The 13,918-nt window shown below is 32.0% G+C and carries 14 protein-coding genes; 7 read left to right on the top strand and 7 right to left on the bottom strand.

Annotation, left to right across the window (positions count from 1 at the left end; translation table 11 throughout):
• The first annotated feature begins 32 nt into the window (after window positions 1-32).
• From Q0807_RS04455 to Q0807_RS04440, 4 genes are all read left to right on the top strand, one after another.
• Window positions 33-1,193 carry a DegT/DnrJ/EryC1/StrS aminotransferase family protein gene (locus Q0807_RS04455; RefSeq protein WP_299106848.1) on the top strand — a complete coding sequence of 387 codons (1,161 nt, stop codon included), beginning with the start codon at window positions 33-35 and terminating at the stop codon, window positions 1,191-1,193.
• Between the two features lies 1 nt (window position 1,194).
• Window positions 1,195-2,214, top strand: coding sequence for a UDP-glucose 4-epimerase GalE (gene galE, locus Q0807_RS04450; protein ID WP_299106846.1), 1,020 nt, complete (start codon window positions 1,195-1,197; stop codon window positions 2,212-2,214).
• 10 nt (window positions 2,215-2,224) lie between these two features.
• Window positions 2,225-3,502 (top strand): amidohydrolase family protein, encoded by a 1,278-nt coding sequence (locus Q0807_RS04445; protein WP_299106845.1) that lies wholly within the window; start codon window positions 2,225-2,227, stop codon window positions 3,500-3,502.
• Window positions 3,503-3,690: 188 nt separating this feature from the next.
• On the top strand, window positions 3,691-3,882 hold the full coding sequence (locus tag Q0807_RS04440; protein WP_299106843.1) for a hypothetical protein: 192 nt from the start codon (window positions 3,691-3,693) through the stop codon (window positions 3,880-3,882).
• Window positions 3,883-3,913: 31 nt separating this feature from the next.
• Here Q0807_RS04440 and lspA read toward each other — a convergent pair whose 3' ends face one another.
• The 3 genes from lspA to Q0807_RS04425 form a co-directional block, all read right to left on the bottom strand.
• Window positions 3,914-4,417, bottom strand: coding sequence for a signal peptidase II (gene lspA, locus Q0807_RS04435; protein ID WP_299106841.1), 504 nt, complete (start codon window positions 4,415-4,417; stop codon window positions 3,914-3,916).
• 11 nt (window positions 4,418-4,428) lie between these two features.
• Window positions 4,429-5,322: an ACP S-malonyltransferase gene (gene fabD, locus Q0807_RS04430; RefSeq protein WP_299106839.1), complete on the bottom strand. Its 894-nt coding sequence runs from the start codon at window positions 5,320-5,322 to the stop codon at window positions 4,429-4,431.
• 89 nt (window positions 5,323-5,411) lie between these two features.
• Entirely contained in the window at window positions 5,412-6,965 is a 1,554-nt protein-coding gene (locus tag Q0807_RS04425; RefSeq protein WP_299106836.1) for an NAD(P)/FAD-dependent oxidoreductase, read from the bottom strand.
• A 125-nt stretch (window positions 6,966-7,090) separates the two neighbouring features.
• On the opposite strand from Q0807_RS04425, the gene Q0807_RS04420 reads away from it, so the two are divergent.
• Complete coding sequence (locus Q0807_RS04420) at window positions 7,091-8,095, top strand: App1 family protein (protein ID WP_299106834.1); 1,005 nt, start codon at window positions 7,091-7,093, stop codon at window positions 8,093-8,095.
• Here the strand turns inward: Q0807_RS04420 and Q0807_RS04415 are convergent.
• The 4 genes from Q0807_RS04415 to Q0807_RS04400 all read right to left on the bottom strand — a co-directional run bounded on the left by Q0807_RS04415 (window position 8,092) and on the right by Q0807_RS04400 (window position 11,818).
• The gene (locus Q0807_RS04415; RefSeq protein WP_299106832.1) at window positions 8,092-8,706 is read right to left on the bottom strand and encodes a deoxynucleoside kinase; all 615 of its coding nucleotides are present in this window, start codon (window positions 8,704-8,706) and stop codon (window positions 8,092-8,094) included. The two genes, Q0807_RS04420 and Q0807_RS04415, sit on opposite strands and share 4 nt — an antisense overlap.
• A 3-nt stretch (window positions 8,707-8,709) precedes the next feature.
• Window positions 8,710-9,468 (bottom strand): hypothetical protein, encoded by a 759-nt coding sequence (locus tag Q0807_RS04410; protein ID WP_299106829.1) that lies wholly within the window; start codon window positions 9,466-9,468, stop codon window positions 8,710-8,712.
• Window positions 9,469-9,609: 141 nt separating this feature from the next.
• Entirely contained in the window at window positions 9,610-10,293 is a 684-nt protein-coding gene (locus Q0807_RS04405; RefSeq protein ID WP_299106826.1) for a response regulator transcription factor, read from the bottom strand.
• Window positions 10,286-11,818: a sensor histidine kinase KdpD gene (locus Q0807_RS04400; RefSeq protein ID WP_299106824.1), complete on the bottom strand. Its 1,533-nt coding sequence runs from the start codon at window positions 11,816-11,818 to the stop codon at window positions 10,286-10,288. Before Q0807_RS04400 ends, Q0807_RS04405 begins: the two co-directional genes overlap by 8 nt.
• Window positions 11,819-11,940: 122 nt before the next feature.
• Here Q0807_RS04400 and Q0807_RS04395 point away from each other — a divergent pair, with 122 nt between their 5' ends.
• Complete coding sequence (locus tag Q0807_RS04395) at window positions 11,941-12,801, top strand: GLPGLI family protein (RefSeq protein ID WP_299106821.1); 861 nt, start codon at window positions 11,941-11,943, stop codon at window positions 12,799-12,801.
• Between the two features lie 114 nt (window positions 12,802-12,915).
• Window positions 12,916-13,845 (top strand): GLPGLI family protein, encoded by a 930-nt coding sequence (locus Q0807_RS04390; protein WP_299106819.1) that lies wholly within the window; start codon window positions 12,916-12,918, stop codon window positions 13,843-13,845.
• Window positions 13,846-13,918: the final 73 nt, after the last annotated feature.

Here is a 13,918-nt window from a genome sequence, read left to right as displayed (position 1 = left end):
CTTATTTATTTTCTATTAATGTAAACTTGAGAATGAAAAAAATTCAAATGGTTGACCTTCAGAGTCAATACGCAAAAATAAAAGACGTTGTAGATCCAGCAATTGCAGAAATTATGGAAAGTGCAGCATTTATAAATGGACCTAAAGTACATCAGTTTCAGAAAAATCTTGAAGATTACTTAGGTGTTAAACATGTAATTCCTTGTGCTAACGGCACAGATGCTTTGCAAATCGCAATGATGGGTTTGGGATTAAAGCCAGGAGATGAGGTGATTACTGCGGATTTTACTTTCGCAGCAACTGTAGAAGTGATTGCTTTATTGCAATTAACACCTGTACTAGTAGATGTAGACCCTGTTACATTTAATATTGATGTAGATGCTATTAAAAAAGCAATTACACCAAAAACAAAAGCTATTGTACCAGTCCACTTATTTGGTTTGCCAGCAGATATGGATGCTATTATGGATTTAGCTAAGGAACATAATTTATATGTAATTGAAGATAATGCACAAGGTATTGGTGCAGATTATACACATAAAGATGGTTCTAAAACTAAGACAGGAGCCATAGGTGATGTAGCATCTACGTCATTTTTTCCTTCTAAAAATTTAGGTTGTTATGGAGATGGTGGTGCTATTTTTACAAACGATGATGACTTAGCGCACACTATAAGAGGAATTGTAAATCACGGGATGTATGAGCGTTACCATCATGATGTTGTAGGTGTTAACTCTAGATTAGATTCGATTCAAGCCGCAGTTTTAGATGCTAAGTTGCCACATTTAGATGCTTATAATAGTAAAAGGCGTGATGCTGCTAGGAAATATAACAAAGCTTTTGAGGATCATCCAAATATTACAATACCTACAGGTAGAGATGTTTGTGAAGGCATTTGTGATACTTGCGATTGTCACGTATTTCACCAATACACATTAAATTTAAAAGATGTAAATCGTGATGCTTTAGTTGCACATTTACAAGAAAATAATATTCCCTGTGGTGTTTATTATCCAATTCCACTGCATAGACAAAAAGCATATTTAGATGAGCGCTACAATGAGTTTGATTTTACAGTTACAAATCAGTTGATTAAGTCTGTTATCTCTTTACCAATGCACACTGAGCTTGAAGATGATCAAATTGAATTTATAACAAGTACAGTTCTTAATTTTATTAACAACAACTCTTAAAATGAAAATATTAGTAACAGGAGGTTTAGGTTTTATTGGGTCCCACACCGTTGTTGAATTACAAAATGAAGGTTTTGAGGTTGTTGTGATAGATAATTTATCAAATTCTTCTATTGAGGTTTTAGATGGTATAACAGCTATCACTAACAAAAAGCCTCATTTTGAGAAATTGGATTTAAAAGTAAAGGTAGACGTTCAAGATTTTTTTAAACGTCATAATGATATTGATGGTGTTATTCATTTTGCAGCAAATAAAGCCGTTGGAGAAAGTGTTGCAGAACCCTTAATGTATTATGAAAACAATATTACCACCTTAGTTTACATGCTTCAAGAATTGAGTGGGTTAAGTAAAAAGAATTTTATTTTTAGTTCATCATGTACGGTTTATGGACAAGCAGATGAATTACCGATTACTGAAAATGCACCAGTTAAACCAGCAGAATCACCATACGGTAACACCAAACAAGTAGGTGAAGAAATTATAAGAGATACATGTAGAGTTAATGCAGATATTAATGCAATAGCTTTACGATATTTTAATCCTATTGGTGCACATCCTTCTGTAGAAATTGGAGAGTTACCTATTGGAGTTCCGCAAAATTTAGTGCCATATATTACCCAAACTGGTATGGGTTTAAGAGCGCAATTATCTGTATTTGGAGGTGATTACTCAACATCAGATGGTACTTGTGTAAGAGATTATATTCATGTAGTCGATTTAGCGAAAGCACATGTAATTGCTTTACAACGATTGTTAGATGAGAAAAATGAATCTAATTTTGAGTTTTTCAATCTCGGAACAGGTACAGGAAGTACTGTTTTAGAAGCTATTCAATCTTTTGAGCGTGTTTCAGGTAAAGTCTTAAATTATAAAATTGTAGATAGAAGAGAAGGTGATGTAACAGCCGCTTATGCTGAAACTTCTAAAGCAAATAATATTTTAGGTTGGAAAACAAAGCTCACTTTAGATGACGCAATGGATTCTGCATGGAAATGGGAACAGAAAATTAGAAACAAATAAACATTTATAGATGAAAACTTTACTCAGAATTTTAGTATTGATGTGTGTTTTATCACTCACGGCACAAAACACGTATCTCCATTGCGGAAAATTAATCGACACTAAATCTGGAAAAGTTTTAAAGGAAAAAACAATTGTTGTTTCTGGAAATAAAATTGTTTCAGTTGAAAACGGCTATGTTAATCCAAAGAATGCTGAGGATATTATAGTTGATTTAAAATCTAAAACAGTAATGCCTGGTTTAATAGATATGCATGTGCATATGGAAGGCGAAACAAATCCAAAATCTTATCTAGAGGAATATACCTTAAATGATGCTGATGTAGCTTTTAATTCTGTTAAGTATGCCAGAGTTACTTTAATGAGTGGATTTACAACAGTTAGAGATTTAGGAGGTTCTGGAGTAAATGTGTCTTTGAGAAATGCTATAAATGCAGGAAAAATAGAAGGTCCAAGAATTTTTACAGCAGAAAAAGCTTTGGCAACAACAGGAGGTCATGCAGATCCAACTAATGGATATAAGAAAAGCATTGTTGGAAACCCTGGACCGAAAGAAGGTGTGGTAAATGGTATTGAAGATGCTAAAAAAGCAGTAAGACAACGTTATAAAAATGGAGCAGATTTAATTAAAATTACAGCAACAGGTGGTGTTTTAAGTGTGGCTAAAAGTGGCCAAAATCCACAATTCACAGTCGAAGAAATAAAAGCAATTTGCGAAACTGCAAAAGATTATGGCTTTCATGTTGCGGCACATGCACATGGTGACGAAGGCATGCAAAGAGCAATATTAGGAGGTGTGAAAACTATTGAGCACGGAACTTTAATGAGTACCGAAACAATGGAATTAATGAAAAAACACGATGTATACCTCGTGCCAACTATTACTGCAGGAAAATTTGTTTCAGATAAAGCTAAGATTGATGGTTATTACCCAGAAATTATAGTACCTAAAGCCTTAGATATTGGACCTAAAATACAGGATATGTTTGGAAGAGCTTATAAAGCAGGAGTAGGAATTGCATTTGGTACAGATGCTGCGGTTTTTTATCATGGTGATAACGGAAAAGAATTTGGTTATATGGTAGAAGCCGGAATGCCAGAAATGGAAACAATTCAATGTGCTACAATTACCAATGCTATGCTATTAAATATGGAAGAAGAAATAGGGCAAATTAAACCTAATTTTATTGCTGATATTATTGCTGTAGATGAAAACCCTATAACTACAATTTCTACCATGGAGAACGTAACTTTTGTAATGAAAGAAGGTGTTATTTATAAAAAATAATTACTTATTTATTATTTTTTGATTATTGTATTTTTAGTGTAGGAGACATCGGTTACGAATACGGTAATAGTTGTAAGAGCTGATGTTCAATATGATAATACTAGAAGCAATTAACTTGGTTTTAACGTTTATTCCTTGGTGTTGGTTATCAATCTTTGTTGCTTTGCAGTGAATGATAATTGAATAACATGAAATTGATAAGTATTAAAAGAGAGACCAAAACAGAAGGTCGCTTCACAAAAAAAATGGGTGTATTATTAACTGATGTCACTTATATCAAAAAACAATTTTTAAGTATACCTTATAAAACACTTCACAAATACCGCGAAACGTATTACGGAGAAATTAAAGATTGCGAGGATTGCCAATTGGCACGTTAATTCAATTTTAACGTAGTAATATTTAATTAAGTTAATTAGATTCTGTAATGACTTTGCTTTTGTTTCTATTTAAGAAACCACCTAATAAAAGCATTACCAATCCTAATGATACTGAAAGGTCAGCAACATTGAATATTCCCGTTTTAAAGACACCTCCAAGATTAATAAAAAAGAAGTCTGTTACTTGACCAAAAACAATACGGTCAAAAACATTTGCAATTCCGCCACCAACAATACAACAGAATGCAATTAGACTTAATTTATCGAGTTCTTTTGTTTTTACAATGTAATAAACTACATAACCTAAAACAATAGTCGGCAAGATTAATAAAAATATTAATCTTAGAGTAGGATTCATGTCGCTCCCCATACCTAAAAAAGCACCTTTGTTTTCAACCCAAATTAACTGAAAATAACTTCCAATTACATCGATTTGTTCTCTAAAAGTTAATGTGTTACGTACAATAACTTTAGAGATTTGGTCAATAGCAATGTTGAATATGATAAGTAGAGTAATGAATAGGTTTCTGTTCAAAGCAGTAGGTTTTAAGCATTAGTTTCAAATGTAGCTGAAGCTGTTACTGCTTCTCTATTTATTTTCTTTACTAAACCTTGTAAAACTTTACCAGGACCAACTTCTGTAAAATTAGATGCACCATCTTTTACCATTTGTTGTACAGATTGTGTCCAACGAACAGGAGCTGTTAGTTGAGAAATTAAATTAGCTTTAATCTCATTTTCATCAGTAACAGCCTTTGCAGTTACATTCTGATATATTGGGCAATTTGGTTTGCTAAAAGTTGTGTTTTCAATTGCAGCAGCTAATTCTTCACGAGCAGGCTCCATTAAAGGTGAATGAAAAGCTCCACCAACAGGCAAAACTAAAGCACGTCTTGCGCCAGCATCTTTCATAGCGACACAAGCTTTATTTATAGCTTCAACATCACCAGAGATCACTAATTGGCCAGGACAGTTATAGTTAGCTGCAACTACAACACCTTCAATTTGAGAACATACTTTTTCTACAATTTCATCATCTAAGCCTAAAACAGCAGCCATAGTACTTGGTTGTAATTCACAAGCTTTTTGCATCGCTTGTGCACGTTGTGAAACTAATTTCAATCCGTCTTCAAAAGTTAAAGCTCCTGCTGCAACTAAAGCAGAGAATTCTCCAAGTGAATGACCAGCAACCATATCTGGTTTCATAATGTCACCAATTGTTTTTGCTAAAATTACTGAATGTAAAAAGATAGCAGGTTGTGTTACCTTTGTTTCCTTTAAGTCTTCAGCAGAACCTTCAAACATAATGTCTGTGATATGAAAACCTAAGATATCGTTTGCTTTTTCAAACAATTCTTGTGCTAAAGGTGAATTTTCGTAAAGGTCTAATCCCATTCCTGAGAATTGAGCACCTTGACCTGGAAATATATATGCATTCATTTGTTGTAATTTTAGTTGTGCAAAAGTAAGAATTAATTATTTACGGTTTTATTTTGCTGTCCCTTATCTTATTTATTAAACCAATTAAATTAGTTACAAGCCGCCTCAGCACAACGCTCACCATCCATAGCGGCAGAAATAATACCACCAGCATAACCACCACCTTCGCCACATGGGAATAAATTTGAGATTTCAGGATGCTCTAAAGTTTCGGTTCTAGGAATGTTTACAGGAGATGATGTACGAGATTCAACACCAATAACATTAGCTTCTTCTGTGTAATAACCTCTCATTTTTTCACCAAAAGCTTTAAAACCTTTTCTCAATGATCCACCTATAATTTTAGGTAATAATGAATGTAAAGTTGCCGATTTTAGACCTGGTTGATACGATGTTTCATTTAAAGTTAAAGATAATTTACCTTCAACAAAATCAGTTAGTCGTTGTGCAGGAGCAGCTTGAGTTCTTCCGCCAGCTGTAAAGGCTAAACGTTCTAGGTCTTTTTGATATTCTAATGCTTTTAAAGCTCCAAAATGCTCGTATTTATATAAATCTTTGTCAACATTGATTTCGGTAACAATACCAGAATTGGCAAATTTATTATTTCGTTTAGAAGGTGACATTCCGTTAACAACAACTTCTCCGTTTGCAGTTGCAGCAGGTACAATAAATCCTCCAGGACACATACAAAATGAATAAACACCTCTATTATTAACTTGTTGTACCAAACTATAAGAAGCCGCAGGCAACAACTCGTCTCGTGGCTCGCCTTTGCAATGGTATTGAATCCCGTCAATAATCTCTTGTGGATGCTCTACTCTAACTCCCATCGCAAAAGATTTTGCTTCAAGCTTTAATTTTTTATCATTTAATAAGTAGAAAATATCTCTTGCAGAATGTCCGGTTGCTAAAATCACTTTTTCAATATTTAGTTCACTTCCATCTTTAAGTTGTAAGGCAACAATTTTATTATCTTTTATAGTGAAATCTGAAACTCTAGATTCAAAATGAACTTCACCACCAAATTTTATAATATTCTCTCTAATATTCTGAACAACTTTAGGTAATTTATTCGTCCCAATATGAGGATGCGCATCAACTAATATCTGATCTGTGGCACCATGATATACTAAGTTTTCAAAAATTCGTCTTACATCACCTCGTTTTAAACTACGTGTATAAAGTTTTCCATCAGAGTAGGTACCAGCTCCACCTTCACCAAAACAATAATTAGAATCTTCATTAACAAAATGATCTTGGTTTATGGCTTTTAAATCTCTTCTTCTGTCTTTTACATTTTTACCACGTTCTAAAACAATAGGTTTAAAACCTAACTCAATACATCGTAAAGCAGCATACATACCAGCAGGTCCAAAGCCAATAATATGAATTGGTTTTGCTTTTGAAACATCCTTGTAATCAAAGTGGTACTCAGAATTTTCGGGCATCGGTTCATTAATATAGACTTCAACCTTATAGTTAAATATGATGTTTCGCTTACGTGCATCAATAGATTTTCTTAGAACTTTTATTCCTGAAATTTCTGAAGTTTTTATATCCAGATTGTGGGCAGCTTTTTTTAGCAAACCGTCTGGTTGTCTTTCTTCAAATAAATTAACGCGTAATTGTAAGGCTCTTATCATACTGCGAAATTAATTATAATTCTGAAGACTTAAAGTTTAACAAACTAAATTTAGATAAAATGGGTAAGATGATTTTTTAGCACTATAGATTTTACTATCTTGAAAATTATTAAAATTAATTGCATTTGAGCTGGTTAAAAAAAGACCCTTTACAGATTATTGCTTTTCAAGGTTACGGTACAAATACTCATTTTTACGCTCGTGGCAGAGCTTTAGAAGATGAATCAATAGACTTAGAGGAGCAACATATTTGGCATCTTATTGTAAATACTTGGAAGCGTTTTGAAACCGATGAAATTAAAAATGTTGGTGTAAATATAACGTTACCAAATAATACTATTTTAAAAGGTGTTACAGATAATAAGGGGTATTACAAGTTTGAGGAAAATTTAGAAAATTTAAAGACATTAACAAATGATGAAGGTTGGTTGTCTTTTGAATTGTCTTATGTAAATAATAATTTAAAACGAACAATTCAGAATAAAAACCGTTTTCCTGGAGAGTTGTTAATCCCTTCAACCAAAGCACAATTTGGTGTTGCTAGTGATATAGATGATACCATTTTACATACAGGTGTTGTGTCTACGTTAAAATGGAAGGTGATTTATAATTCTATATTTAAGCATGCTAAAAATAGAATTCCTTTAGAAGGAGCTGCCGATTTTTATCATAAACTACATAGAGGAGCTTCTGGAGAAAATGCCAATCCTATTTTTTATGTGAGTCATAGTCCCTGGAATTTGTATCGTTATTTAGAACTTTTTTTAAGACAAAATAAATTCCCTAAAGGTCCAATTTTGTTAAGGAGTTTAAGTAATTTTTTGAAAAAGAAACCTCAAGACGAAAAGCCTCAAAAGCAAAAAGAAATCCTAAATCTCTTAAAAACATATCCTGAATTACCTTTTATCTTAATTGGAGATAGTGGTGAACATGATCCGGATATTTATATGGAAATTGCAGAAGAATATCCAGATCGTATTTTAGCAATCTATCTCAGAAGTGTGCAACATGAAAAGAAAATGCTTCGCGTTAAAGGCTTGGTAGAAAACTATAAGACTACAATGGTTTTAATGGTAGAAAGTAGTGCGCAAGCTATGCAACACGCAAAAAAGCATGGATTTATTGCTTAAAATAAACCATTAATTTCAGCGTCAATTCTATTGATAATATCACCCAAATCTTCAGGGTTAGCTACAAAATCTAAATTGTCTACATCTATAATAAGTAAGTTCCCTTTATCGTATTTAGAAATCCAAGCTTCATAGCGTTCATTTAAACGGCTTAAATAATCAATACTAATAGTGTTCTCATAATCACGTCCTCTTTTGTGAATTTGAGCCACTAAATTAGGAATAGAACTACGTAAGTAAATTAATAAATCTGGTCCTTTTACAAAGGATTCCATCAATTGAAATAAAGACGAATAATTCTCAAAATCACGATTGGTCATTAAGCCCATTGCGTGAAGGTTTGGAGCAAAGATGTGTGCATCTTCATAGATAGTTCTATCTTGAATAATATCTTTTCCGCTATCGTGGATTTGATTGACTTGGCGAAATCTGCTGTTTAAGAAATAAACCTGTAAGTTAAAACTCCAACGTTCCATCTGATTGTAAAAATCATCTAAGTATGGATTATCAACTACGTCTTCTAATTGTGCTTCCCATTTAAAATGTTTAGCTAGTAGTTTTGTGAGCGTTGTTTTTCCGGCTCCTATATTTCCTGCAACAGCAACATGCATAATCTAATCTGTTTTTAATTGGTAATGACGTAGTAAATTTTCGTCGTAAATATACACCGTTTGGTTGGTTACCAAAAACTGTTTTATTAACATTTTCGGATGTTTTACAGGATGAATTTCAGATTTGTTTTTTTCAAGGATAAAAAGCGAATTTTCTTTTTTTAAAAGTATATGCGCCTCATTAAATGCTAATTTTTCATATCCTGTATTTTTTATTTTTCTAATTAAACTACCAAAATAATTGTAGATGTAGAGAAAGTTTTCGGTAAGTAAGTAGCAATAATTGTAATCACTTGTTAAATCTAAGACCCTAGATTGAACAGGCATTGTTTTTAATTTTACCTTCTTAGAGTTGTAATCGTAGAGTTCTAAATACTGAAAATCTGCATTAAACACCCATATCGTTTTATTAAAACCAGAAGTAACAAAAGATACATTTTTATATGGTTGAATAGTATTGAAGTCAATTTTTGAAATTTCAGCCAAACGATTATCTAAAATAACAACCGTATTAAAATCTTTATAAAAAAGATTTATTTTTAAAGGATTAAAAGTGTTTACTGAAGTGATTTCGCCAAGTTGAAAATTGGCATAAGTGATAATAGTATCCTTTGTTTTTTTATGGAATGAATTATTCTCCGTTGAATAATATAAGGTTTCAAAAGAGTCAATCCCAAAAATAGTTTTAGCATCAATTACTGTAGAATCTTTTATGGTGGCAGTAATTTGTTGTTGTTCTTTTTCTTGAGAAAAGCAGAACATACAGAATAATATAAACAAATACACTAATTTTTGCATGATATTAATGGAATAGACTTGAAAAATACAAAAATAGTATCAGTTTAAATTGAAGACCTATCAGGTTTTTAAATACTAGTGGAGCTATAATAGGTTTTAACCTGTTTAATCTGTTAATTTATATCCAAACCCTCGGACATTAATAATTTGAATACTTTCATCTTTTCTTAGCTTTTTACGAAGTTTTGTAATAAAAACATCCATGCTTCTAGTGGTGAAAAAATCATCAGTTCCCCAAAGTTTGTTCAGAATTAAAGAGCGATCTAAAACTTGATTTTTATTTTTTATTAAATGAAACAATAAATGTGATTCTCTATGTGTGAGTTGTATTGATTTTTCATTTTTAAACTGTAAGAGTTGCTTAGGGAAATCGAAAGAAAAATGACCAAGAGTTACAATTTCTACAGTTTTTTGAGTTTTTGTTCTATCAACCAAGTTATGTACTCTTACAATGAGTTCTTCCATACTAAATGGCTTTTTTAGATAATCGTTTCCACCAATAGAAAATCCTTCAACAACATCTGCTGTTTGCGATTTAGCTGTTAAAAATATAATAGGAATTGCGTTATCAATAGCTCTAATCTCTTTAGCTAAAGTGAAACCATCTTTTTTGGGCATCATTACATCGAGCACCAAAATTTCTGGTGATTCCGTTTTATATTTTTCAAATGCTTTTTCTCCATTATCACAGAGGATAACGTCGAAATTTCGAGTTTCAAGACTTTCTTTAATTATTTGACCTAAAGCAGCTTCGTCTTCAGCAAGTAAAAGTTTTATGTTATTAGCCATTTGGAAGTGTGATTTTAAAAGTAGTTAAATTTTTATTTAATTCTGAGACGACTAATCCTTTGTGTTTTTCTATTATCGTTTTGGTGTAATACAAACCAATCCCAAAACCTTTTACATCGTGCATGTTGCCTTTAGGTATACGATAAAATTTATCGAAAATTTGGTCTTTATTTGCTTTGCTTAAACTGTTCCCGTTATCTGAAATTATAATAACAGAATCATTTTTAGTTGACATTAATTCAACTGAAATAATATCTCCTCCATATTTTACGGCATTATCTAAAATATTATTTAAAGCATTTTCAATATGAAATATATCTGCATTTATGATTAAGTTTTCAAGTTGAAAATTACTGTTTATGGTTTTTTCTGGAAATTGTATTTTATAACGATTGGTTAGCGTTAGTAGCAATTCGGAAAGGTTAAAATTTTCTTTTTTCAGCTTTAAATTATTACTATCCAAGGTTGCTGTTTCTAGCATTTTTTCAACCATAACATTTAGTTTTCCTAATTGTTCTGATGACATATTTAGATATTTCTTGGTCTTTTCCTTGTCCTCAATAGCATTAAAACTATTTATACCTTCTATTGCTGCACTTATGGTAGCTATTGGAGTTTTAAACTCGTGTGTAATATTACTAATAAGGTCGTTTTTTACTTCGGCTAGTTGTTTTTGGTCTCGTATAATTTTTAAGAGATAAAATAATGAACTTATCACGGCAAGAATGAGAAGTGTAGAGATTAAAATTCCACCTAGAATACGATATAAAATGGCTTCCGTTGTATTTGTAAATAATATAGTTAGAAAAGTGCCTTTTGGAAGAAACGTAGATTTTGAGTCGGTTTGTAAGTAATCGTCTGACATATGGTTAGGGTCAAGCTTCGGCATTTCTTTAGTCTTAATCCAATGGTTAATATCGTGTTCTGGTTTTTTATAGTCTAAATAAAATGAGATATTAATACTTTTTCGTTTTAATTCTTGCTTAACTAAACTATCTACGCTCTTAATATCAAGAGTGTCATTATTTATAGAAATCATGACTTTTGATGTTAAAAATTCGGCAGTTTTAAAATCAATACCCTTATTTTTTAAACTGTCTTTTTTTAAATGAAAATTTTCAATTGTTAAAGGGTTGAGTTTTTCATCTTCTTTTTTAGCCATTGAATCGGCCTTACGTCCTCTAAGTATTGTTATGCCGTCTATGGCATTGATATCTAACGAGTCTATATTATTAAAGCCGCTATTAGATTCATCTATATTTTTTAATAAATCTTGAAGTTTACTTCCTTCTTTAAAAGCATCCTTTTGTTGATTGCCTTTTAAAAAAATACCAATAGTAGACCGTTCTGCTAAGGCTGTATAATAATCATCTACTGCTTTATCTAAACTAATTTGTACATCATTTATAAGTTGTTGCTTGCTAGTTTGGTAATTTTTATAATTCCAATACACTTGTATGCTAATTGTAACAAGGATGACAACAACAATGGTGTATAATATCCATTTATATCTTTTATCATTCATACTTCAAATGTATAAAGTAAAAATTTAGAACTCGCTATTGGTTAACACTCGTTAACGTTGGTTAACACAAGTACTTAATTAATTTTCAGAATATTGTAGTATATTAATCAAAACAAAAAAACATGAAAAATCTCTCGATCTTACTCTCATTTGTTCTTATTCTTATGGCTTCTTCAGTTTTAGCTCAAGATTTTCAAGGTGTAGCAACTTACAAAACGCAACGTAAAATTGAAATTAAGATGGATAGCACTAAAATCAATGATGCTATGCAAACCAAGATGATGGAGATGATGAAAAAAGGGTTTCAGAAAACTTATAAATTAACTTTTGATAAAACGTCATCTTTATATAAACAAGAAGCCGAACTAGATAAACCGCAAGTTGGAGGTGAAATTATGATGTCTTTTGGAAATAGTGGTGATGATGTTTTTTATAAAAATATAAAAGACAAAAATTATGTTGATCAAAAGGAGACTATGGGTAAAAAGTTTTTGATTAAAGATTCTATAGCTTCCATAGATTGGAAATTAGGATCCGAAACAAAGCATATTGGTGAATATATGTGTTTTAAAGCCACCTATACTAAGCAAGTTCCAAAGAGAAAAAGTTTCAGTTTTAGCAGTAACACGAATAAGGAAAAAGAATCTGACGAAGAGAAGAATGAAGAAGAACCTGAAATGGAAGAGCGTACAATTACGGCTTGGTATACACCTCAAATACCTGTGAGTAATGGACCTTCGAAATATCAAGGTTTACCTGGTTTAATTTTAGAAATTCATGATGGAAAACTAACAATCATTTGTAGTCAAATTGTAATTAATCCAGAGGAAAAAGTGGAGATTGTAGAACCCACTAAAGGAAAAGAGGTAAATCAGAAAGATTACGATGAAATAATGGATAAAAAAGCGAAAGAAATGATGGAACGTTATGCACCTCGTAAAGGTTCTAAAGGGGAAAGCATTAGTATTACAATTGGTGGTTAGTTTTCTTAACATAAGTTTAACAAGGTGACGTTTTACTTTTCTTATTATCTGCAGTCTTATGTAATGTAAGATTAACTAAATTCGTTCAGGAGTTTAAACAACATCAATAAAAACATGAAGAAATTACCATTAAAAATCGCGTTACTATTAACAGTGTTTTTTACCAATTTTAGTGCGTTTGCACAAGATTTTCAAGGCAAGGCCTATTACCAATCTAAAACCACTATGGATATGGATGAATTTGGTGGTCGTGATATGAGTCCGGATAGGAAAAAGCAAATAATGGAACGTATGAAAAGCTTCTTAGAAAAAGAATACGTTTTAACATTTAATCAAGCAGAGTCTATTTACAAAGAAGAAGAGAAGTTAGCAGCTCCAGGAGGAGGAAGAGGTTTTGGTGGTTTCGGTTCTAGCCTATCTGGTGGTCCAAAATACAAAAACGTAAAAACAAAAGAGGTTATTCAGGACCAAGAGTTTTTTGGAAAGCAGTTTTTAATTGTAGATGAAATAAAAAATCTGGAATGGAAAATGGGGACTGAGACGAAACAAATTGGTCAATATACGTGTTTCAAAGCTACAGCGACTACAACTGTAGATAAGTTTGATTTTAGAAGCTTTAGACGTGGGCGTGGTGGAGACAAAAAGGATGAAAAAGAAGAAGGGAAAGTTTCAAAAGATAGTACTAAAACTAAAGATGAGGCTAACGCAAAATCGGATGATCCTTTATCAGAAATAGAAGTGCCAAAAACGATAGAAGTTGTAGCATGGTATTCGCCTCAGATTCCTGTAAACCAAGGGCCAGATGATTATTGGGGTTTACCAGGATTAATATTAGAAGTTAATGCTGATCGTACTACTATATTATGTACTAAGATTGTTTTAAACCCAGCTGAAAAAGAAGAAATTAAGAAACCTACAAAAGGAGACGAGGTTACCCAAGCCGAATACAATGAGATTGTGACAAAAAAAATGCAAGAAATGCGCGAGATGTATGGTGGTAGAGGTGGACGAGGTGGTCGAGGAGGCGGACGAGGTCGTAACTAATTTAAAAGCATTTTTTGTTTAGAACAACCATATTACAAACAAATGTTTTATTGCATTTGATTTAAACGAAAAT

Origin of the sequence: uncultured Winogradskyella sp. (assembly GCF_947495255.1) — a bacterium.
Taxonomy (GTDB): Bacteria; Bacteroidota; Bacteroidia; order Flavobacteriales; family Flavobacteriaceae; genus Winogradskyella.
Note: the sequence above shows the minus strand (reverse complement) of the source record. Positions and strands in the feature narration are given on the sequence as shown.